We start from the raw sequence: 22,109 nt of genomic DNA on the forward strand, positions 1-22,109 counted from the left end.
TCACGCCGCCGTGGTCTGTTTTTCATACAGAAAGTGCAGCACCTGCTGACGTAGCTGGTGATAGCGTGGATCGTCGGCCAGCGCGACGCGTGAACGCGGACGCGGCAGATCGACCGGCAGAATCTCACCGACCCGCGCCGCCGGGCCGTTGGTCATCATCAGTACCCGATCTGACAACAACACCGCCTCATCGACGTCATGGGTGATCAGCACGATGGTGGTGTTCAGCTCCTGCTGAATGCGCATCACACTGTCCTGCAGATGCGCGCGGGTCAGAGCGTCCAGCGCGCCAAACGGCTCATCCAGCAGCAGCACCCGCGGCTTCATCGCCAGCGCCCGTGCGATGCCGACGCGCTGCTTCATGCCGCCGGAAATCTCACCCGGCCGCTTGTGCATCGCATGGCTCATCTGCACGCGATTCAGGTTGTGCTCAATCCAGTCACGCATTTCCGCTTTACTGAGCCGGCCTTTAAACACCTGCTGCACCGCCAGTTCAACGTTCTGAAACGCCGTCAGCCAGGGCAGCAGCGAATGGTTCTGGAACACCACCGCCCGCTCTGGCCCCGGCCCGGCGATCTCGCGGTTATCGCACAGCAATACGCCGCTGCTGGGCCGGCTTAATCCGGCAATCAGGTTCAGCAGGGTTGATTTGCCGCAGCCGGAATGGCCGATCAGACTCAGGGTTTCGCCCTGGTGAATATCAAAGCTGACGTTATCCAGCGCCAGAAATTCACCGCTGGCGGTATTGAAGCGCTGGCTGACCTGCTGAACGCGAATAATGTGTGACATGGTGAACTCCTTATTTATCCCAGCTAAAACGACGGACCAGCAGCATCAAGCCCTGCTCCAGCAACAGGCCGACAACGCCGATAATCAGGATGGCGATCAGAATGTTTTCCACATTGAGGTTGTTCCACTCGTTCCAGATCCAGAAGCCGATACCCAGTCCGCCGGTCAGCATTTCGGCAGCGACAATCACCAGCCACGCAATGCCAATCGACAGGCGAACCCCGGTCAGCACGGCGGGCAGCACCGCCGGCAGCAGGATGCGGCGCATTACCGTCCACTCGGAGAGCTGCAGCACCCGCGCCACATTGAGGTAATCCTGTGGAATGCGTTGTACCCCTTCAGCGGTGTTGATGATCATTGGCCAGATTGAGCAGATGAAAATGGTCCAGCTGGCAGCAGGCTCGGCACGCTGAAACAGCAGCAGACCAATCGGCAGCCAGGCCAGCGGACTAACCGGGCGCAGCAAGGCGATAATTGGATTGAACATCCGTGCCATAAACAGAAAGCGGCCGAGCAGAAAACCGGCCGGAATGCCGACCAGGGCCGCCAGGCCGAAGCCGACAGCGACCCGTTGCAGCGACGCCAGCACGTTCCAGCCGATGCCCTGATCGTTGGGACCGTTGCTATAGAACGGATCGGCAAACAGCACCTGCGCCGCCTGCCAGGTGGCGTACGGCGTCGGAAAAGACGGCTCCGACAGCGCGGCAAGTTGCCACACCAGCAACAGCAACAGCATCCCGCCGGCTGCCGGGATAGCCCGCTGGATCAGCGGACGCAGGCGAGCCGGCCTGGCGGCGGCTTTCGGGGTAATCTGCAACGGGATAACGGTAGCACTGCTGTCGGTCTGTACCGGCTGCGCCAGGGCGCGCGCGTCAGTTTTCATGGCATCCTCTCTTAATGTTTGATGGCGAAACTGGCGGCATAGGCGGCAGGATCGCTGCCGTCCCAGACTTTGCCGTCGATGAGGGTACTGCTGCGCATCTCCGTGGCGGGCAGCGCGATCTGGCCGACCGCACTGGCGGCCTGTTTATAGATGTCGATGCGGTTAATCTGGCGTGCTACCGCCAGATAATCAGGATCGTCGGTCAGCAGACCCCAGCGTTTCATCTGGGTCAGGAACCACATGCCGTCAGAGAGCCACGGGAAACTGACCTTGCCGTCACCGAAGAAGCGCATCGGATGCGCGTCCTGCCACGACTGACCCAGCCCGTTCTGGTACTGACCCAGCATCCGCCCTTGTAGCGTCTCAACTTTGGTATTGATCCAGGCGCGCCCGGCTAACACCTGGGCCGTTTCGCGACGGTTATCGTCAGAGGCATCAATCCAGCGGGCGGCTTCCAGTACCGCAGCCGTGAGTGCGCGTGCGGTATTAGGATTCTCGTTGACCCACTGCGCGCGGGTGCCGAGGATTTTTTCCGGATGCTCAGGCCAGATCTGCTGGCTGGTGGCGGCGGTAAAGCCGATGTTGTCGCTGATGGCGCGCTGGTTCCACGGCTCGCCGACGCAGAAGCCGCTCATGTTGCCTATCTTCATGTTCATCACCATCTGCGGCGGTGGCACAACCACAGTGCGTACCTCCTCAAATGGGTTGATGCCGGCATTGGCCAGCCAGTAATAGAGCCACATGGCGTGGGTGCTGGTGGGAAAAGTGTGGGCGAAGGTGAAGTGGCCTTTGGCCTGGCTGTCGACCGCCTTTTTCAGGCTGGCCGCATCTGTCACGCCGCTGGCTTTTAGCTGGTTCGACAGAGTGATCGCCTGGCCGTTATGGTTGAGCGTCATCAGATTAGCCATGTCGTGCTGCGGACCGGCCACCCCGAGTTGCAGGGCGTAGATCATGCCGTACAACACGTGCGCGGCATCCAGCTCGCCAGAGGTCAGTTTGTCGCGTACCGCCGCCCAGCTCGCCTCTTTACTGACCTGTAGCGTCAGGCCATATTTTTTATCAAATCCTTTAACCGACGCCATCACCACGGGTGCGCAGTCGGTGAGCGGAATAAAGCCGACCCGCACGGTGTTTTTCTCAGGCGCATCCGAGCCCGCCGCCCATACGGCATTGCGTAATCCCGGAATAACCCAGGCCCCGCCCAGCGCGGCACCGGACAGCAGTAACTGACGTCGTGAAAGGGAAAATGGCGTTTTGCTCATCATATTGCCCCTGAACAGGAATAAAAAAAGGCGTCCTCCGACATGCCGAAGCATGCGGATGGACGCCTTTATCCAAAGCACTGGCCCCACCGCCGTTGGCGGGAACAATGCGCACTGTCTGTACTAGCAAGCAAGCAGCGTGCCAGAATTACTGACCGCTTTAACGCCGGGTTTTCGCCCTGCTCCGGGTGAAAAAGTAACCGTTTTTGCACTTCTCTGACGCAGGCTGCGCACAAGCGTTGTGCAGCTAACGCTTTCGGGTTAAGTGTTAAGGGTCGCGGCGACGGCCAGCACCGCCTGCGCGATCTCCAGTACCCGTTTGTTCTGGTTCATGGCGCTTTTACGCAGTGCCTGCCAGGCCGCCTGCTCGCTGAAACCGTGCTGCTGCATCAGCCAGTGCTTGGCCTGTTCAATGATCCGGCGCTCATCCAGTGAAGCGCGCATGGCGGCCAGTTCATCGGCTTGTTGCTGCAAGCGCTGCGACTGTTCACCAATCAGCGACAGTACTGAGCGCCCAAGCTGCGGCGCCAGGCCGTCGCTGTCCAGCGTGGCCGCGCCGGGCAGCCAGTCGGCACCCGAAACATAGAGCGCAAAACTGCTCTCTCCCTGCACCGGGGTCAACGGCAGTGCCGCCTGCTGTTCGGCCAGTTCAATCGCGGTCCGGCAACGCAGCATCAGCGTGGCGGAGAGACCGTCTTCGACCTGTTTCATCTGATCGAGCCGTGCGGAAAGCAGTGAAAACCAGTGCAGCGCGCCGGACGCTTCGCCGCTGCCGCCGGTGCAGGCGATGCGCCGCAACCGCTCGATATCCCGGCTGGCCTGCGCCAGCGGCTGCCATCGGGCACGCGCTTGGTCATCGGCAAACTGGTGAAAGGTGGTGAAACTCTGCTCCTGGGCCGCAATCAGCGCGACCATCTGGCTGCGCTGATCGGTGCTGAACTGCCCGGCCGCAAAGCCAGCGGAACCAATGGCGCGCTCCTGTCCGGCCAGCTCTTTGCCCTGCATAAAGCTGAACAGCGCAATCAGGGCGCGGGAGATATCGGGATGGCTGGCGGTGTCAGCGGCTTCAAATACCAGGTTGAGTAAGGTGCGTATCACCTGGTTAAACGCCGCCATCGCCGCTGGCTGATTAAGCGTCCCCTCCGCGATCTGCTGTCGCAGTGCGGGCAGTTCACTCAGCGCCTGTAATGCGGCGGCGATCAGGTGACAGAAGCGGCTGTAGCCCGGTTGCGCTACCGCTGGCGGTAGCGCCTGATAAACCTGCTGCAGGCAGGCGCTGACCTCCTGCTGACGGGCGACCCGCTCAGCGCTGAACAGCCGGCCGTGGGAACAGATCCAGATATTGCTGGCACCGCGCTCCCGCTGCAGTTGGTGGACCAGCTCACTGACCGCCGTTAGCAGTTGTCCGGTCTGCAGTAGCCGTTGCAGGCTGGCAATATCGCTTTCCCGTGATGCCTGCAACCAGCTCAGGGCGTCCCTCATGGTTCACCTCTCATCGGCGTAAAACCATTATTAAGCAAAAGCCGTGCCGTTTTGACAGTAAAAAGCGTGGCCGGCGCGCCCGGAAATTCCGATTTTGATGAGTTTCTTAAGGCAAATGGATAAAAATTTCTGACAATGAGTGATTAGAAAAACTTAATAGTTTCCCATTGAATCCTTTGCGTGGCAGAATGCGCGACAACGTTCTCAACCAGTTTGCCGTCGCGATAATGCAGTTAGCTTTAACTATCGTAAAGCATGGCGCTTTTCCCGCGCCCTGGCTTGCCAGAAAAGCGCCTGCTATCACGCATCGGCAGCCGGTGCAATGGTTTGAATTCTCAAAAGTCTTAGGTAGACTGAACGCAGTACTATCCTGATGTAATCTGACCTTTTTTTGAATGTCAGAACTTTGGCCTGCTGCGGCGCCCTTGTCGGCGCCCTCCTGCGTTGGGCCAGGTAATATGCAGATACTTTGATGAGATCACGAGGAACATGGTGAAAAAGAGTCTTGCGTTAACACTGCTGGCGGTCCTTACCCTGGCAGGCTGTAAGGCCCCGCCGCCGCCCGTCACTGATGACACGCTGGTGACCAGCGAAATCAACGGCGTCAAGCTGGTTCATCGGCATGCCGTTGCGGCGCCGACCGAATTCGAACCGGTCAATCAGACCTGGCGAGCGTTGTATGGCGCGTCAGTGATGACGACGCCCGATTACGGCGGCAAAGTGGTTCGCTATCTCGAAACGGGTAAACCGTTTGAAGTATTAGGCAATGTGGAAAATCACTGGCTGGCGATTGCCGATCAGGCTGACGGCCCGATGATTGGTTACGTTCCGCTAAAAGCGGGTGTGGAAAGCAGCCGCTATGACGCCACTGTCCAGAGCGATCGCCCCCGTCCTCGCAAGACGAAACAGGTCTGTGTCGCCGTTGGCGGTGCCAGTAAAGCGTGCCGCACTAACGATACCGCGACCTGGATCTTAGACTAAACATGAAATCCGGCGCATATTGCCCGCAGCACCGTCCTGGGCTGCGGGTTCAGGGATTTGCCATTGGCTGGAAGATCACGAATTAATGACTGTGGAATCCCCTGCGCGTGAGGTCACCCCCTCAGGCAATGAGAATCTATTACTTCAGGCTGCAGCGCCACTGCTGAACGCGGTGGTGCAAATTCGTCAGTCAGCCACCCATGACGACCCCGCGGGCTTACGCCAGTCGCTTATTGATGAGATCCGCCAGTTCGAACAGCGTTGTAAACAGGCCGGCCTGCCGTTTGAGATGATTATCGGCGCGCGTTACTGCGTCTGTAGCGCGCTGGATGAAGCGGCGGCGCAAACGCCCTGGGGCACGCGCGGCGTCTGGTCTGGCAACGGTATGCTGGTGACCTTTCACAATGAAAGCTGGGGCGGTGAAAAATTCTTTCAGCTGCTGTCACGTATTTCACAGAGCCCGCAACAGCACCTCTGGTTACTGGAGGTGGTGCATTACTGTCTGCTGCTCGGCTATGAAGGCCGTTATCGCGGTAGTGAACAGGGCCGCGCCCAGTGCGACGGTATCCGTAAGCGACTGAAAAAGCTGATTGAAGAGACGCGTGCTCAGCGTCAGACGCCACAACCGCCGCTGGTGGAAGTGCATCCGCTGGTCAGCACCCTGGCGCGGCCGATGGTCCCGCTGTGGGCCTGCGCGATGCTGGTGGCGCTGATCGGCTGCCTGATTTACAGCGGCCTGAACTGGCGGCTGGGCAATGCGGCCGAACCGCTGCTGCGCGCTATCTATCAGACGCCGCTGCCGCAGATAACCGCCGGTCGTCGTCCCTCTTCTCCTCAGGCGCTGCTCGACCTGCGACAGCGGCTGAATGATGTGATTGCCGCAGGCCAGCTTGAAGTCAGTGACGGTGCCTTCGGCAGCAAAGTTATTATCCCGGCGGATAAGCTGTTCGCCGAACAGGGCACGGTCATCAACCCGGTGGGGCGCGCCCTGCTGGCTCGCGTCTCGACCGCCATGAAAAATGTCAAAGGCACGATTCTGGTGTCGGTGTTTACCGACGATCACCCGGTTGATAACAGCCGGTTCGCCTCCAGCTACGAATTCTCGTTCGCCCGCGCCCGCGCGGTGACGCAGTTGTTGCAGGTCCAGCTGGCCGACGGCCATACCGTACGTTCTGAAGGCCGCGGTGACAGCGACCCGCTGCTGCCGAACGACAGTAGCGAAAACCGTACCCGCAACCGCCGCGTTGAAATCACCCTGTTTGCCGCGCCCGAAACGCTCAGTAATCATCAAGGAGCACAATAATAATGCGCGCTTCCGTTCGACTGCTTCTGACACATCGATTGTTATGGAGTTTTATCGGCGTTACGGCGCTGAGCTGTCTGGTGTGGATGCTCGGTCCGCTCTGGACGTGGGGCGAATCGCGACCGCTGGAGCCGATCCTGCCGCGCCAGCTCACCGTCAGCGCCTTCTATTTTTTATGGGTCCTGTTCCAGCTGATGCCGTCGCTCTATCGTGCCTGGTTTAATAGCCGGTTACTGAATCAGCTACAGGCCGCAGGCAGCGACGATCCCGCCGAACGTCAGGTGACCGAAGAACTGCTCAACCAGCGCTTCAGCGATGCGGCGATGCAGCTCAGGCGCACCCAGTTTGGTCGCCGCCATTCCGGTGGTCTGCTGTCGCGCTTTAATTCCAATTACCTTTATCAGCTGCCGTGGTATCTGGTGATGGGCGCGCCGGGAGCCGGTAAAACCACGGCGCTGTTGAATGCCGGACTGAATTTTCCCCTGACCGATACGCTGGGCAAAAATGCGATTCGCGGCGTGGGCGGCACCCGCAACTGCGACTGGTGGTTCACCGACAGCGCGGTGCTGATTGATACCGCCGGCCGCTACGCGCTGCAGGAGAGCCAGCGCGCGCGCGACGCCGCTGAATGGCACAGCTTCATCAACCTGCTTAAACGCTACCGCACCCGCCAGCCGATTAACGGCGTGATCATGACCATTAGCATCGCCGATCTGCTGAGTGACTCCGCCGAGGCGCGGTTTGCGCAGGCCAGCGCGCTGCGTGAGCGTATGGCGGAACTGCACCAGCAGACCGGCATCCATTTTCCGGTCTATGTCATGGTGACCAAAACCGACTTGCTGAAAGGTTTTATGAGCTATTTCGGCTCGGTCGACAAAGCGAAGCGTGATGCTATCTGGGGCTTTACCTTTAACTGGGACCTCGGTAAGCCACATAAAGGCGACTGGCATCGCCATTTCGGCCAGCAGTTTCAGCGGCTGGAGCTGGAGTTACAGCAGAAGCTGGCTGACCAGATGACTCAGGAGCGCGATCTTAATGAGCGCGCCGAATGTTTCCTGTTCCCGCAGGAGTTTGCCTCGCTGCGTCCGCTGCTGAATGAATACCTCGATATCGTCTTCTCTGACCATCAGGATGCGGTTGCCTGGAGTCCGCGCGGCCTGTTCTTCACCAGCGGCACCCAGGAAGGTCTGCCTTTTGACCGGGTGATGGGCGAGCTGAGCCGTAAACTGCAGCTGCGCCAGGCCGGTGATCATTCGATCGCCGCGTGGGACAGCGTTAACCGCAACAGCCCGATTCCGGGTAACAAAGGTCAGAGCTTTTTTATTCGCGACCTGCTCAACGATCTGATCTTTAAAGAGAGCGGCCTGGCCGGCAGCAACCGGCGCTGGGAATACCGCAATCAGCTGTTTCACTGGATCGGTTACGGCGTGCTGGCTGGCGGCCTGCTGATTATGTCAAGCCTGTGGGGCCTCAGTTATTACCAGAATCAGCACTATCTGCATCAGGTTGAAGCGCGGGTACCGGCTATTCGTGAGCAGAGTCAGCAGGTGATTCATCAGCCTGCTGATAATATTTTTGATCTGCTACCCTTTCTCAATAGCCTGGTGAAATTGCCGCTGTCCGATCGTTTTTCTCTCGATAATCCGCCGCTTACTATGCGGGTGGGCTTATATCGCGGGACGCAGGTCAGCGATGCGGCCTGGGCGCTTTATCAAAATGCGCTTAAGTCTTTACTGCTGCCGCGCGTCGCCCAGCAGATCACCAATATTCTGCGCAATGACCCGGGCGATGATAACGCGTACAGCCGCAATGCCCTGCGCGCCTATCAGATGCTGTATCAACCGCGTAATTACGATGGCGAATTTCTGCGTGCCTGGCTGCTGCAAAACCTGCAGCGCTCGCTGCCCGACTCGGTCAGCACCCGCGATCTTCAGCAGCTCGACTGGCACCTGAGCCAGCTGCTGGATCAGCAAATTCAGTCATCGCCCTATGCACGTGATAATGCGCTGATGATGCGTAAGCTTGCGGAAAATCTGAAAATTGCAGGGCAGTCCGGCCCTATGCTGGCGGTGACGCCCTCCCGCTCTGCACAACGATTGACCCTGCATAGCGAGTAATGGTGAGGTGTACATGGCTGCTTATACTGCCCCCGGCTGGTATGGCAAGCTGCCGTCAACCGGCGACTTTCTGCATCACCGGCTGAGCGAGCAACAGATCACCCCCTGGAATCACTGGTTCCAGCAGGGTTTGATGCACTGGCATCAGCAGGATGATGCGGTAACCGCGAACTTTTTACGCGCACCGGTATGGAATTTTGTCCTGCCGATTACCCCAACCCGACAGCAGGTGCAGATGGGCTGTTTACTGCCCTCCTGTGACCGCGTCGGCCGTGCCTGGCCGCTGCTGGCGCTGCACAGTTTTCCGCTCAGCCAGTGGCATCCGGCTCAGTTGACCATTTCAGGCGACTGGTTTCAGGATCTCGGTGCGACGCTGCTGCGGGCAGTACAGACGCCGCTCAACGGCGCGCAACTGGAGCAGCAGATTCAGACGCTGCCGCCGCTGCTGGTGCCGGCCCGACAGCCTTCCGAAATCATGGAGGTGATCGGTTATCAGGATTTGCCCTGCACGCTGAGCTGGCGTGAAGTGGCTGAACGCTTCGATCCCCAGCAGCATATGAGCTACTGGTGGAGTAACCGCAGTGATGGTTTTGCCCATGCCACCCACAAGCACAGCGGCAACCTCACGGCACAACTGTTTTCGTTACTGTTTAACCCGGCGGCAGGTGCACAGCCGGGACGTAATGGCCTTTACCCACCGATGTTTGAGTAAGGCCGGTTGCGTTTGCCGTTCAATCTGGGATAACTCATGCAATTTACCATTGTGCAATGCACTACGGATGTTCCGGTTAAAACCGTTGCGTTTCAACCGCCTGGCGGCACCATTGGCCGTAGTCAGGATAACGATCTGGTGCTGCCAGATGAGTCGCGCGCGATTTCGCGCCTGCAGGCGCTGGTTCATCTGTCGCATGACGGCGAATGCCGCCTGACCAATCAGGGCAGCGTGACGCCGGTTGAGCATAACGGCATCGCGCTCGGTCGCGGCATGCAGGTGTTGCTAAAGCATGGTGACGCGTTGCGTATCGGCGATTATGCGCTGGAAGTGCGCGATCCCGCCTGTCAGAGCGACCAGAACGATCCCCTCGCGCTGTTTGCCGGCAACAGCGATCAGCCTGCCAATCCGTTAGGCATTCATGAACACCACGAGCACGAGGTTGAAGACCGCCTGCTGGTAAACGATGCGTCTCCGGTGCGCCACGAACGCCATAATGATGCGCGGCTGGCGATTGAGCCTCAGGCGGACGAGCCGCGCCGCGCCCTGTCGTCCCAGCCGCAGGATCAGGACAAGCTGATCGCCGCGCTGCTGGACGGGATGGGGCTGAGCAACGGCCACGCAACGCCGATTGATGAAGAGCAGATGCGCATCACCGGTCGGATGCTTAGCCTGTTTTCGCAGGGTACGGTGGCGCTATTGTCGTCGCGCTCCATCCTCAAGCGCGGCGTGAAAGCGGACATGACGATGATCCTGAATGAGGCCAACAACCCTTTTAAGATCCTGCCGTCCGGTAAAACCGTGCTGATGCAGATGTATCAGAGCCAGATGCCCGGCTTTATGCCACCTGAGCAGGCGGTACGCGATGCGCTGGTTGATCTGCAGGCGCATCAGCTGGGGATGATTGCCGGTATCCGCGCCATCATTGCAGCGATGCTGCAGTCGTTTAATCCGGCGCGACTGGAAGAGCAGGCACGCGCCGACGGCGTGCTGCCGAAGCTGCCGTTCTCCAGCACCAAAAAGGCGGCGCTGTGGGATTACTTTACCCGCAACTATCAGCGCACCGCCGGCGAAATTGAAGATGATTTCCATACCCTGTTTGGCGAAGCGTTCCTGCATGCCTATGACATGGAGGTTAATCAGTACAAAGATTCCCAGACGCGGGTAGATGAAGCATGAAAATCGTTTTTGCCAGCCGCTGCCAGCAAGGCCTGCGCGATGATAATCAGGACCGCACCGGTGCCGCGCTGGACGATCGCCGGGCCTGTTTCGTGGTCTGTGACGGCGTCGCCGGTCTGCCAGGTGGCGAGATGGCGGCGCAGCTGGTGCGTGACAGTCTGCTGAGCCAGCTGGAGAACTGTGAACACTTTACGCCCGACTTTACCCGTCAGGCGATCGAACAGTGCCGTTTTGCGCTGCATGAGGCACAGGGAAAGAATCCGAAATTTGCACGGATGAGTACCACCCTTGCGGCGCTGTTTATTGACCGTCAAAAACAGCGTGCATGGTGGGCCCACGCAGGTGATAGCCGGGTTTATCACTTCCGGCGCGGGGTGCTGCATGAGGTCACCCGCGACCACAGCCTGGCCCAGCAGTTGAAAGAAGCGGGCTATGAAAATACCGGCATTAACAGTAATTTACTCTATAATGCGCTCGGCGCTGAACCGCCGCGTGCAGTCAGTTTTTCGCACCAGATTGCGCTGGAAGATGGCGACGCGTTTCTGGTCTGTACCGATGGATTCTGGCTCAACCTGACCACCGGTGAAATGGAGCAGGCGCTGCGCATGGTGAACGCCTGCGAAGAGTGGCTGGCACTGATGGAACAGGCAGTGAGCCGCAACGTGAAAAAAGATAATCTCAGCGCACTGGCGGTCTGGATTGGTGAGCCGGAAGAAGCGACATTGCTCTATTCACTGGCTGATTCGGCGCGCTTTCTTCCGCCTCGTTTTTGATTCCAAGGATCCTTATGAAACTGTGGTTGCCCGGCATCGCCACCTTACTGATAGCCTTTTACGCCCAGGCCGAAAATTATCGTGTGGTCTATTCCCCCAGCCTGGCGCTGGAGGTCTACATCGATAACGTGGTGAGCAAAGCGCCCGACGACTGGTGCAAAGAGACGTTGCCGCTGCGCATTGTCTCTGGAAAAAGTAAGGATTCGGCGGTGCTGACCACCTTTTTACCGCGCGTCGGTACCCTGCTCGCCAACCAGTGTGGTTTGCTGGATGTCATGCCGTGGCAGATGACCGACAAAGACGGCGGCGTACTAGCCAGCGGCAGCGCCAGCAAGCTACAGAACTGGCGGCCGATTGTGATGGCGGACGCCACGGCCAGCGCCAGCGAAAGTAACGCCGCGCCGCTGGATCTGTCGCGCCCGGCCAACAGCACACCGCTGCAGCACTTTGATCTGCCGAGCGGCTGCCATTTTCGTACCGCCTGGGATGAGAATGCCCGGACGATGTTTATCCCGGACGTCAGCAAGCAGCAGTGCTCACCCGACGGCTGGGCCGAAGGCAAAAGTGAACTGACGCTGGCGACACCGGATCATCCGACGCCGGTGGCGGTGACCTTTTATCAGGGCTATCCGATCGCTAACCTGACCATCCCGGACAGCAAACTGGAAGTCATTGCGGCGAACAATCAGCGCATGATTGTGACCCGCGCTGATACCGCCGATAGCTGGCTGGTTCTGCCGTTCGATAGCCAGCAACACGTCTGGCGTTTTAATGGAACCCTGTTGATTAAGATGGATAAGAATGCTGCGCAGCAGGATGCTGACGCTGTGAAATCGCGAGTTGATACTTTGCGCGGCCAATGGGCGCCGCATTTCATGCCACAGCAAAAAGTGAATGTGTTACTCATCGACACCCTGCACGCGGATCTGGTTGATCCTGCCATTGGTGCCTGGCGTAACATCAATTAATTACCGCGCAGCCTGGCGAGCAGGCCGTGTTCAGAGAGTTCACTATGTCGGCAAATGATAATCAGAAAACGGTTCCGAATGCCCTGCCGGACGGATACCGCTTCAACGAGTTTGAGATCAAGGAAGTGATTGGCGGTGGCGGTTTCGGCATTGTCTATCGCGCATGGGATCACCAGCTGGAACGCACTATCGCCATCAAAGAGTACATGCCGGTTTCGCTGGCGGTACGCGCGGCGGACTTGACGCTGGAACTGCGTGGCGAACGCTTCCAGAAACTGTTTAACGCCGGCCTGAATAGTTTTATTCAGGAAGCGCGGCTGCTGGCCCGCTTTAACCATCCGGGCCTGCTGCACGTGCTGCGCTTCTGGGAGCAGAACGGCACCGCCTATATGGGTACGCTCTACTACAGCGGCATGACGCTGAAAGAGTGGCAGATCACCAGCCCGGAGTCGATTTCCGAAGCCTGGATCCGTCGTCTGCTGCCGCCGCTGCTGGGAGCCATCAGTACCATTCATCAGGCCGGTTATCTGCATCGCGATATCTCGCTGGATAATATTCAGATTCAGGAAAACCAGCTGCCGGTGCTGCTGGATTTCGGCTCTGCGCGTAAGGAGATCGGCAATCTCTCCGATGAAACCGAAATCATGCTCAAGCCGGGCTTTGCGCCGATTGAGCAGTACAGCGAAGAGGGTGAGGTCGAACAGGGTCCGTGGACCGATATCTACGCCCTGGGTGCCGTGCTGCATAGCCTGATCACCGGCAACCCGCCGCCGGTCAGCGTGGTGCGCTGCATTGAAGATAATTACCAGCCGCTGGCCGAGCGTCAGCCGGCAGGCTATTCCCTGCCGCTGCTGCATGCGATTGACCGCGCGCTGGCGATGAAACCCGGCGATCGTCCGCAATCGATTGATGCGTTTGCTGCGTTAATCGACCTGCCGGTGAGCGATGTTGAAGCGGTGGTGAATAGTTTTCCGGTGCCGGGCGAGAGTGTCGCCGCAGTGGAAGAGGAGCCGGTCGACGCAGCGGCTCCGATCGTGATGGCGGTGAATCACGGTGCCGCCGCCGCCGAGCCGGTTACACCGCGTACCGTGCGTCGGCTGTCGCCGGGACTGATCGGTGCCGCCGCCGTGGCTCTGCTGGCGGTGGTTGCTGCGGTATGGCTGGCGAATCGTCACAGCGCCGCGCCGGAGCAGGTGACGCAATCACCGGTAGCGGCCAGCGCGCCCGCTCCGACAACCCCAGTGGCGGCTGCGCCAGCCATGCTGGCAACGGTCTATCTCAAGCTGGAAAGCGGTGAGAATGTGGTGCTCAATGGACAGCCGCTGGAGGTCAAACCGGGCAGCAGCGGTTTCGCTGCACTGAATCTGGCGGCCGGACAGTATCGTATTGAAGTCCACAACGGCAGCGTGACGCACGCGCAATCGTTGACGATTGACAAACCTGGCACCTGGCTGATTAATCCGGATAACTGACTGGCGAGGTAACGGGCTGGAGCAGTCTCCGACTGTGCCGCCCGAGTGGCTAACCTCACCGCCGGGCGGTGGTGAGGGTTGTTGTTCCTGAGAGAGATCAGGCCTGCTTCAGGCAGTGACTCTGCTGTAAAGTCCGCACCTGATGCGCCAGCCGGCTCAGGCTCTCCTCTTCCATGCCGCGTTTAGTCAGTTCCTCTTCGAGTGAAAAAAGATACTGGGCATTCGAGCCAAGCGGGCCGCTGGCGGCGGCAATCAGCGGGGCGATCGCTTCCGGGCAGGAATCTGACTCATACAGCGGATGACGCGGGTCCATGATAAAAGTCAGCGCCGTTACGCTGCGACCATCATCCAGTTGCAGTTCACACCAGGTCGGCAGATAGCAGCCGGTAATCATCTCGCGTTTCCACAGCAGTGCCAGCTCTTCATGCAGCCGCGCCTCGGGCAGACGAAAAGCCAGACCGCTGGTCCGGCCGCCCTGTTTCAGCGCCAGCATCCGGCCAGGATGGGTGGCGGTACCCCGTCCGGCAATCAGCCGCAGACAGAAAGCGCGATGCCAGCCTTCCAGCGAGCCGGACGCTACCTCATCCGCTTCAAAGATCGGGTTCCACATCAGAGAGCCGTAACCAAAGATCCATACCGGGCTGTGATCGGGACGGCAGGCCAGCGTAGCAGCCAGCGACGCCGCGCGCTGCTCGCAACTCCAGAGCAGCGTCTCTTCGATATCACCAAACGACGTTTTACAATCCGCTTTTAAAAGAAATTCCCGGGTAAGCAATGCGACCTCCTCGACTTTCACGGCGTCCTGTCCAGATGGCTCCTCTGTAACGATCACCAAAACGGCTTCGCGTTTCGTTCACAAAATTGACATTAATCCATTTACTGGTGGGGTTTCAAGCGTGAGGCGGGTCGCAGGATAAAAAAAACCAGATAAACCTGATAGCAGAGGCAGAAAAAAGGGCCGGATATTTCTGGCCCTTTGATGAAAGCAGGCTACGTAAATAGATTAGCGCTTAGGATGCCACTTATCGTCATCGCCTTTTTCATACTCTTTTTTCACCGCCGCCCAGGCCACTTTATGTGCCACCTCTTCGCGGGAATCATCGCCGCGGCGATCTTCGGCCTCTTTATACTGCGACCAGGCACTGTTAAACGCCTGCTGGTAAATATCCTGCGCGTGCGCCGGGAGTACGTGTTTAACGTTGTCAGGTAAATCGGCTCGGCTATCGTAAGGCATACTTCCTCCTCGGTTTACAGAGTCATAATAAGTCTGGCTCAGGACAGCAAAAATACAAATAACGATTTATGCTCAGTTTAGACAATAATCCTTATAATCACCCTGTAAATTCATTTAATCCAACCATTTTATCGTTACAAATAGCGTGGTCAGCGGAGATTAACGATTTTTTATTACCTGATTATTAATGTAATATTCGGGATAACATCCGGTTAACCAGCTTCCGATACTTTATAGCGCTTAAGTAAAAAGCAGTAAATTTTTCCCGCTCAGGCGGTTGAAAAGATAAACTGCGCGCTGCCCTAAAACTGATTATATTTTAACAGCAGCGCCGCTGCCCTTATGATCATTAACCAGAGAGGATGGTGAATGCCTTCACATGAAAAAACACGTCACAAGGAATTCTCGCTGATATTTCCCATCGTTACGCTGGGTGTACTCTATTTTTTTGGCGCACAAACCTCGTTTCCGATCGTCGTCGGTATCAACATACTGGCGCTGATTGCCATTCTTAGCAGCGCGTTCAGCGTGGTGCGCCATGCCGATGTGCTGGCACATCGGCTGGGCGAGCCCTACGGATCGCTGATACTGAGTTTATCGGTAGTGATCCTTGAAGTGAGCCTGATCTCGGCGCTGATGGCCACCGGCGATGCCGCGCCCGGCCTGATGCGTGACACGCTCTACTCGATTGTGATGATTGTCACTGGCGGGCTGGTCGGTTTCGCCCTGCTGCTCGGCGGCAATAAGTTCGCCACGCAGTACGTTAATCTGGCGGGCGTGAAGCAATATCTGATCGCCATCTTTCCGCTGGCGATTCTGGTGCTGGTGTTTCCTAACGCCCTGCCCGGCGGCAACTTTTCTACCGCGCAGGCGCTGTTGATTGCCGCGATTTCAGCCGCCATGTATGGCGTTTTCCTGCTGATCCAGACCAAAACCCACCAGAGCCTGTTTGTCTATGAGCATGAGGATGAGAGCGATGATGGCGATCCCCATCACGGTAAGCCCTCGGCACACAGCAGCGTCTGGCACACCGTCTGGTTGATTGTGCATCTGGTGGCGGTGATTGCGGTGACCAAAATGAATGCCAACACGCTGGAAAGCTTGTTGACCGAATTGAATGCACCGGTACAGTTCACCGGCTTCCTGGTGGCGCTGCTGATCCTGTCGCCGGAAGGATTGGGGGCAATTAAAGCGGTGCTGATGAACCAGGTGCAGCGCGCGATGAACCTGTTCTTCGGTTCGGTGCTGGCGACGATTTCGTTAACCGTACCGGCCGTGACCCTGATCGCTACCCTGACTGGTCAGGAGCTGATCTTTGGCCTTGAGCCGCCGCAGATGGTGATTATGATGGCGTCGCTGATCCTGTGTCAGCTCTCCTTCTCTACCGGCCGCACCAATGTGCTGAACGGTGCGGCACATCTGGCATTGTTTGCCGGTTATCTGGTCACCATTATGCTGTAAGGCCCGCCGCCTGCAGACGAAAAAAAAGAGCGATTTCTCGCTCTTTTTTTTTCCTTGCTGCAGCAGAATTACTTGCTGGTATCCAGCTCAGGGAAGCTTTTAACCAGATCGTCAATCGCCTTCATCTGCACCAGGAACGGCTCCAGCTTGTCGAGCGGCAGCGCCGAAGGACCATCACACAGCGCGTGATCCGGGTCCGGATGCGCTTCAATGAACAGGCCCGCAATGCCCACTGCCATACCGGCACGTGCCAGTTCGCCCACCTGCGCACGACGACCGCCAGAAGCCGCGCCAAACGGATCGCGGGTTTGCAGCGCATGGGTGACGTCGAAAATCACCGGGCTGTTGTGGGTGACCTTCTTCATCACGTTAAAGCCGAGCATGTCGACCACCAGGTTGTCATAACCGAAGTTGCTGCCACGGTCGCACAGGATCACCTGCTCGTTGCCGCCTTCAGCGAACTTATCAACGATGTTGCCCATCTGGCCAGGACTGACGAACTGTGGCTTCTTGACGTTGATCACCGCGCCGGTTTTCGCCATCGCTTCCACCAGGTCGGTCTGACGAGCCAGGAAGGCTGGCAGCTGGATGACGTCAACCACATCCGCCACCGGCTGCGCCTGTGACGCTTCGTGCACGTCAGTGATAATTTTCACGCCGAAAGCCTGCTTCAGCTCCTGGAAAATCTTCATGCCCTCTTCCAGGCCCGGACCGCGATAGGAGTGAATAGATGAACGGTTAGCTTTATCAAACGACGCTTTAAACACGTAAGGGATACCGAGCTTGTCGGTCACTCTGACGTAATGTTCGCAGATGCGCATCGCCAGGTCGCGCGACTCCAGCACGTTCATCCCGCCGAACAGTACAAACGGCAGATCGTTTGCTACCTTGATGTCACCAATACTCACGACTTTCTGTGTCATGCCCTTTCCTTTTCAGTGGGTACGCTTAGTGCAGCGTGACCTGTTTTTGTTCGATTGCGTGAATCTGAACTTTGATCATCTCGCTGACCGGGTCCTCAGGACACTGCTCAACGAAATAAGTGAGATCATTCAGCGCGATATGTTCGCACTCCAGCTGCGCATAGATCAAACCGCGATCGCGGATTTCGTACGGATCGTCAGGATCGATTCGCAACAGCACCTGGCTGACGTTCAGCGCCAGTTCCATCTTCTTCTCTTCCATCAACGCCGCTTTTAACGTGTCGAGCATTTTACGCATCACGGTGACGGTTTTGGCTTCATCAAGATCGTCATCGTACAGACGCGCGGTCGGGCTGATGTTGCCCTTGAGCCACACTTCCAGCGTATGCATGTCGAGCGTTTCGCCATTGAACGGATTAATCAGCCATTTCTCGCCGTCAATCCAGTCGGCGCGCAGGATCAGCTGAGTCGGGAAGATGACCGGCATCAGCGGCAACTCCAGCTCGGCAGCAATGTGCAGCAGGATCACGCCCAGTGAGACGGCCGTGCCCTGGCGGGTTCTCAAAACGTTGTCGAGCCAGAGCGCGTCAGAAAGATTATATACCCCGCTGGCACCGCCAAATCCCCATTGGCGATAGAACAGCTCCAGCAGTTTTTCGAGTTTCAGATCGGCATCGCCGGCCTGGCTGACATAATCACGCGCTTCGGCCACCAGGGCCGCAAGTTGTGCTTCCACCGACACGGCCGGAAAATCGGCGCGGATGGCAAGCGTAGCGCCAATCACCGCTTCACATAACGGTGTCTGGCTAAAATCTAATTGTTCGGTAGAGGTCATACTATCCCCATAACGGCATTTTGCTCAGCGCCAGCTTAATGACCATCACCAGCGCGATTAACGCCACCAGAAACGCGATCCAGCGGGTACGGTCAGTGCGTGGTCGGCGGCTCAATGCCACAAATCCTAAGGCGATGTAGATAATAACCCCTAATAGCTTCTCAGTCAGCCAGCTTCCTTGCGGAGTGAAGGGATAGAAGTGAGTAATCATCACCAATGAGATACCGGTCAACAGTAACAGCGTGTCGTTGGCGTGCGGCAGAATGCGCACCCAGCGCCGCGATAGCATCGCCGATCCGGTGCGCAGCCAGAAAAAGCGCAGCACAAACATCGAAATGGTGACGATGACCGTTAACAGGTGGAGATTTTTGATCAGTGGATACCAGGCGTACATAGTGAGTCCTTTTTCGTCCGCTTTCAGGTTGAAGATTGCCCGAGGGTAACGCGGGGATTGCCACCGTAGTCATTGACGGTTTCTACCGCGCGGTAGCCGTGCTGGCGCATCATGTCACGCACCGCCTGATCCTGCTGCCAGCCGTGCTCCAGCAGCAACCAGCCGCCGGGCTGCAGCCAGTCAGCCGCCTGTTCAATCAGCGTGCGCAAATCTGCCAGGCCCGCGTCTGCTGCCACCAGCGCGCTGCGCGGCTCAAACCGCACGTCGCCCTGCTCCAGGTGGTGATCGCTGGCGTCAATATAAGGCGGGTTGCTGACGATAATGTCAAAACGTTGCGGAGTGAGTTGCTGAAACCAGTGGCTGAGCGCAAAACGGGCATTCGGCAGATTGAGCTGCTGCGCATTGCTGCGTGCCAGTTCCACCGCCTCAGCGATACGATCCACGCCGATGACCTGACAGTCGGGCCGTTCGCTGGCCAGCGCCAGCGCAATCGCGCCGGTGCCGGTACCGAGATCAAGAATGGTGGCTGCGGACACCGGCAGATGCGCCAGCGCCTGCTCAACCAGCAGTTCGGTGTCCGGTCGCGGGATCAGCGTGGCATCCGTGACGCGCAGCGGCAGCGACCAGAATTCACGTTCGCCGACCAGATGCGCCACCGGCTCACCGCGGGTGCGACGGCTCAGTAAAGCATCAAGCTGGCTAAGCTGCTGATCGCTGAGCAGGGTTTCATCAAAAGCGATTAACCAGCTGCGCGACTTGCCGGTCACGAAGCTCAACAGGATTTCGGCGTCGCGCTTCGGGCTGTCGCCGCCATTCAGGATCGCAATGGCCTGTTTCAGCCAGTGACGAATATCCATTAATCCTGGCCAGCCAGCGCCGCCAGCTGATCCGCCTGATATTCCTGCACAATCGGCTCAATCAGGCTGTCGATTTTCCCTTCCATCGTTTCATCCAGACGGTAAAGCGTCAGGTTGATGCGATGGTCGGTGACGCGGCCCTGCGGGAAGTTATAGGTACGGATACGGTCAGAACGATCGCCGCTGCCTAGCAGGTTACGACGGGTGCTGGCTTCGGCGGCGTGACGACGGGCCATTTCGGCGGCGTGAATACGCGCGCCCAGCACCGCCAGCGCTTTGGCTTTGTTTTTATGCTGCGAACGCTCGTCCTGACACTCCACCACAATGCCGGTTGGCAGGTGGGTAATACGGATCGCGGAGTCGGTGGTGTTAACGTGCTGACCGCCGGCACCTGATGAACGGAAAGTATCGATTTTCAAATCACCGGCGTTGATTTCCGGCAATTCTGCCTCCGGTATTTCCGGCATTACCGCCACGGTGCAGGCGGAAGTGTGGATTCGTCCCTGAGATTCGGTCTCGGGCACGCGCTGAACCCGGTGTCCGCCCGATTCAAACTTCAGGCGGCCATAGGCACCCTCACCGGTCACCCTTGCGATCACCTCTTTATAACCGCCATGCTCGCCTTCGTTGGCGCTGACGATCTCAACCCGCCAGCGGCGCGCTTCGGCATAACGGCTGTACATGCGGAACAGATCACCGGCAAAAATTGCGGCCTCATCACCGCCGGTACCGGCGCGAACTTCAATGAAGCAGGCACGCTCATCATCGGGATCTTTTGGTAACAGCAGCACCTGTAACTGTTGCTCCAGCGCTTCGCTCTGCTCGCGTGCCGCCTGCAGCTCTTCCTGCGCCATGTCGCGCATCTCAGGGTCGTCGAGCATCTGCTGCGCCGTCTCAATATCTTCCTGAACCTGCTGCCAGTCGCGGAAGCAACGGGTGACATCGGTCAGCTGGGCATATTCGCGCGACAGCGCACGGAAGCGTTCCTGGTCGGCGATCACGCCGGCATCGCCCAGCATCGCTTCCACTTCTTCGTGGCGCTCCTGCAGGGCTTCCAGTTTGGCAACAATAGAGGTTTTCATTTAAATGTGGGATTCCCGTAACAGGTAGCAGCAGCCTGGTGCCTACTCGAGACCCAGGCTGTCGCGTAAAATCTGCAGGCGTTCATTATCGCCGTCGCGGGCGGCCTGCTGAAGCGATTTGGTTGGAGCGTGAATTAAACGGTTGGTCAGCTTGTGCGCCAGTTCCTGCATCACTTTCTGCGGATCGGCACCCTGTTGCAGCGCCTGTAGCGCGCGGCCTTCCAGCTCAGCACGGATTTCATCCGCCTGAGAACGGTATTCACGGATGGTGTTAACTGCGCCCTGAGAACGCAACCATGCCATGAACTCACCGCTTTCCTGCACCACGATGCTCTCGGCCTGCACTGCCGCCGCTTTGCGCTGCGCCAGGTTCTGCTCGATAATCGCCTGCAGGTCATCGACGCTGTAGAGATAAGCATTGGGCAGTTTGCCGACTTCCGGCTCGACATCGCGTGGAACCGCAATATCCACCAGCAGCATCGGCTTATTACGACGCGCTTTCAGTGCGCGCTCCATCATGCCTTTGCCAATAATCGGCAGCGGACTGGCGGTAGAAGAGATGATAATGTCGGCTTCCGCCAGCCGGGCATCGATCTCCGCCAGGCTGATCACCTCAGCACCAACTTCGGTGGCCAGCGCTTCAGCACGCTCACGGGTGCGGTTGGCAATAATGAGTTTTTTAACCTGATGCTCGCGCAGATGGCGCGCCACCAGCTCAATGGTTTCACCGGCACCGACCAGCAGCACGTTGACGGAAGAGAGCGATTCAAAAATCTGACGCGCCAGGGTACAGGCAGCAAACGCCACCGAAACGGCATTGGCACCGATATCAGTTTCGGTACGGACCCGTTTGGCGACGGAGAAGGTTTTCTGGAACATGCGTTCCAGTTCGCTGCTCAGCGCCTGGCTACGCGAGGAGTCGGCAAAGGCTTTCTTCACCTGTCCAAGAATCTGTGGTTCACCCAGCACCAGCGAATCCAGACCGCTGGCAACCCGCATCAGGTGGCTGACCGCCTCATTATCCTGATGCCAGTAAAGGCTGTTGCGCACATCCTCTTCATCGAGCTGATGATAGTCGCACAACCAGCGTACCAGACGCGCCTGCAAATCGGCCTGCTGCTCTACACTGAGGTAGAGTTCGGTCCGGTTACAGGTCGACAGCACCACGCCGCTCTGCACCATTGGCTGTGATAACAGGCTGTTCAGCGCCTGCTCAAGCGTCTCCGGCCCGAACGATACACGTTCGCGCAGAGCAATGGGGGCAGTTTTGTGATTGATTCCGAGAGCGAGCAGCGTCATGGTGGTTTCGGTTGGGATGTCCCAATAATGTCAGGGTTTTGTGAGGCGCATTCTACAAGATGCGGCAGATCAAGAAAAGCCATACAAAGCCTATGACTGTAAT

At 58.1% G+C, this 22,109-nt stretch carries 21 protein-coding genes; 9 read left to right on the top strand and 12 right to left on the bottom strand.

The features are described from left to right. The 4 genes from AABB92_RS06655 to AABB92_RS06670 form a co-directional block, all read right to left on the bottom strand. Positions 1-789, bottom strand: a complete 789-nt coding sequence (locus tag AABB92_RS06655) for an ABC transporter ATP-binding protein (RefSeq protein ID WP_031377500.1) — start codon at positions 787-789, stop codon at positions 1-3. Positions 790-799: 10 nt separating this feature from the next. Beyond that, entirely contained in the window at positions 800-1,672 is an 873-nt protein-coding gene (gene ntrB / locus AABB92_RS06660; RefSeq protein WP_031377501.1) for a nitrate ABC transporter permease, read from the bottom strand. Between the two features lie 11 nt (positions 1,673-1,683). Continuing rightward, positions 1,684-2,934 carry a CmpA/NrtA family ABC transporter substrate-binding protein gene (locus AABB92_RS06665; RefSeq protein ID WP_031377502.1) on the bottom strand — a complete coding sequence of 417 codons (1,251 nt, stop codon included), beginning with the start codon at positions 2,932-2,934 and terminating at the stop codon, positions 1,684-1,686. A 261-nt stretch (positions 2,935-3,195) separates the two neighbouring features. Further along, on the bottom strand, positions 3,196-4,416 hold the full coding sequence (locus tag AABB92_RS06670; protein ID WP_031377503.1) for a nitrate regulatory protein: 1,221 nt from the start codon (positions 4,414-4,416) through the stop codon (positions 3,196-3,198). Positions 4,417-4,905: 489 nt separating this feature from the next. On the opposite strand from AABB92_RS06670, the gene AABB92_RS06675 reads away from it, so the two are divergent. The 8 genes from AABB92_RS06675 to AABB92_RS06710 all read left to right on the top strand — a co-directional run bounded on the left by AABB92_RS06675 (position 4,906) and on the right by AABB92_RS06710 (position 13,921). Next, the gene (locus tag AABB92_RS06675; RefSeq protein WP_031377504.1) at positions 4,906-5,397 is read left to right on the top strand and encodes a hypothetical protein; all 492 of its coding nucleotides are present in this window, start codon (positions 4,906-4,908) and stop codon (positions 5,395-5,397) included. Between the two features lie 85 nt (positions 5,398-5,482). Beyond that, complete coding sequence (gene icmH, locus AABB92_RS06680) at positions 5,483-6,700, top strand: type IVB secretion system protein IcmH/DotU (protein ID WP_031377505.1); 1,218 nt, start codon at positions 5,483-5,485, stop codon at positions 6,698-6,700. A 2-nt stretch (positions 6,701-6,702) separates the two neighbouring features. After that, the gene (tssM, locus tag AABB92_RS06685) at positions 6,703-8,817 is read left to right on the top strand and encodes a type VI secretion system membrane subunit TssM (RefSeq protein WP_031377506.1); all 2,115 of its coding nucleotides are present in this window, start codon (positions 6,703-6,705) and stop codon (positions 8,815-8,817) included. A gap of 13 nt (positions 8,818-8,830) precedes the next feature. After that, entirely contained in the window at positions 8,831-9,529 is a 699-nt protein-coding gene (gene tagF / locus AABB92_RS06690) for a type VI secretion system-associated protein TagF (RefSeq protein ID WP_031377507.1), read from the top strand. Positions 9,530-9,565: 36 nt separating this feature from the next. After that, on the top strand, positions 9,566-10,708 hold the full coding sequence (gene tagH, locus AABB92_RS06695) for a type VI secretion system-associated FHA domain protein TagH (RefSeq protein ID WP_031377508.1): 1,143 nt from the start codon (positions 9,566-9,568) through the stop codon (positions 10,706-10,708). Next, positions 10,705-11,481 (top strand): PP2C family protein-serine/threonine phosphatase, encoded by a 777-nt coding sequence (locus AABB92_RS06700; protein WP_031377509.1) that lies wholly within the window; start codon positions 10,705-10,707, stop codon positions 11,479-11,481. The genes tagH and AABB92_RS06700 overlap by 4 nt, the downstream gene beginning before the upstream one ends. A gap of 14 nt (positions 11,482-11,495) precedes the next feature. Beyond that, on the top strand, positions 11,496-12,449 hold the full coding sequence (locus tag AABB92_RS06705; RefSeq protein WP_031377510.1) for a hypothetical protein: 954 nt from the start codon (positions 11,496-11,498) through the stop codon (positions 12,447-12,449). Positions 12,450-12,493: 44 nt separating this feature from the next. After that, positions 12,494-13,921, top strand: coding sequence for a serine/threonine protein kinase (locus tag AABB92_RS06710; protein ID WP_046288374.1), 1,428 nt, complete (start codon positions 12,494-12,496; stop codon positions 13,919-13,921). Between the two features lie 97 nt (positions 13,922-14,018). Here the strand turns inward: AABB92_RS06710 and AABB92_RS06715 are convergent, their stop codons facing one another. Both AABB92_RS06715 and chaB read right to left on the bottom strand, forming a co-directional pair. After that, positions 14,019-14,696 (bottom strand): gamma-glutamylcyclotransferase, encoded by a 678-nt coding sequence (locus AABB92_RS06715; RefSeq protein WP_031377313.1) that lies wholly within the window; start codon positions 14,694-14,696, stop codon positions 14,019-14,021. Between the two features lie 228 nt (positions 14,697-14,924). After that, the gene (gene chaB, locus AABB92_RS06720; RefSeq protein WP_031377314.1) at positions 14,925-15,155 is read right to left on the bottom strand and encodes a putative cation transport regulator ChaB; all 231 of its coding nucleotides are present in this window, start codon (positions 15,153-15,155) and stop codon (positions 14,925-14,927) included. Positions 15,156-15,524: 369 nt separating this feature from the next. On the opposite strand from chaB, the gene chaA reads away from it, so the two are divergent. Beyond that, positions 15,525-16,616 (top strand): sodium-potassium/proton antiporter ChaA, encoded by a 1,092-nt coding sequence (gene chaA, locus AABB92_RS06725; protein WP_031377315.1) that lies wholly within the window; start codon positions 15,525-15,527, stop codon positions 16,614-16,616. A gap of 68 nt (positions 16,617-16,684) precedes the next feature. Here chaA and kdsA read toward each other — a convergent pair whose 3' ends face one another. From kdsA to hemA, 6 genes are read right to left on the bottom strand one after another with little or no spacing between them, the layout of a single operon-like run. After that, the gene (gene kdsA, locus AABB92_RS06730) at positions 16,685-17,539 is read right to left on the bottom strand and encodes a 3-deoxy-8-phosphooctulonate synthase (protein ID WP_031377316.1); all 855 of its coding nucleotides are present in this window, start codon (positions 17,537-17,539) and stop codon (positions 16,685-16,687) included. A gap of 25 nt (positions 17,540-17,564) precedes the next feature. Continuing rightward, entirely contained in the window at positions 17,565-18,374 is an 810-nt protein-coding gene (gene sirB1, locus AABB92_RS06735; RefSeq protein WP_031377317.1) for an invasion regulator SirB1, read from the bottom strand. A 1-nt stretch (position 18,375) separates the two neighbouring features. Continuing rightward, positions 18,376-18,768, bottom strand: coding sequence for a SirB2 family protein (locus tag AABB92_RS06740; protein WP_031377318.1), 393 nt, complete (start codon positions 18,766-18,768; stop codon positions 18,376-18,378). Between the two features lie 23 nt (positions 18,769-18,791). Further along, positions 18,792-19,625 carry a peptide chain release factor N(5)-glutamine methyltransferase gene (prmC, locus tag AABB92_RS06745; RefSeq protein WP_031377319.1) on the bottom strand — a complete coding sequence of 278 codons (834 nt, stop codon included), beginning with the start codon at positions 19,623-19,625 and terminating at the stop codon, positions 18,792-18,794. After that, positions 19,625-20,707, bottom strand: coding sequence for a peptide chain release factor 1 (prfA, locus tag AABB92_RS06750; RefSeq protein WP_031377320.1), 1,083 nt, complete (start codon positions 20,705-20,707; stop codon positions 19,625-19,627). Before prfA ends, prmC begins: the two co-directional genes overlap by 1 nt. 42 nt (positions 20,708-20,749) lie before the next feature. Then, positions 20,750-22,006 (bottom strand): glutamyl-tRNA reductase, encoded by a 1,257-nt coding sequence (gene hemA / locus AABB92_RS06755; RefSeq protein ID WP_031377321.1) that lies wholly within the window; start codon positions 22,004-22,006, stop codon positions 20,750-20,752. Positions 22,007-22,109: the final 103 nt, after the last annotated feature.

This window comes from Pantoea brenneri (assembly GCF_038594305.1).
GTDB lineage: Bacteria > Pseudomonadota > Gammaproteobacteria > Enterobacterales > Enterobacteriaceae > Pantoea > Pantoea brenneri.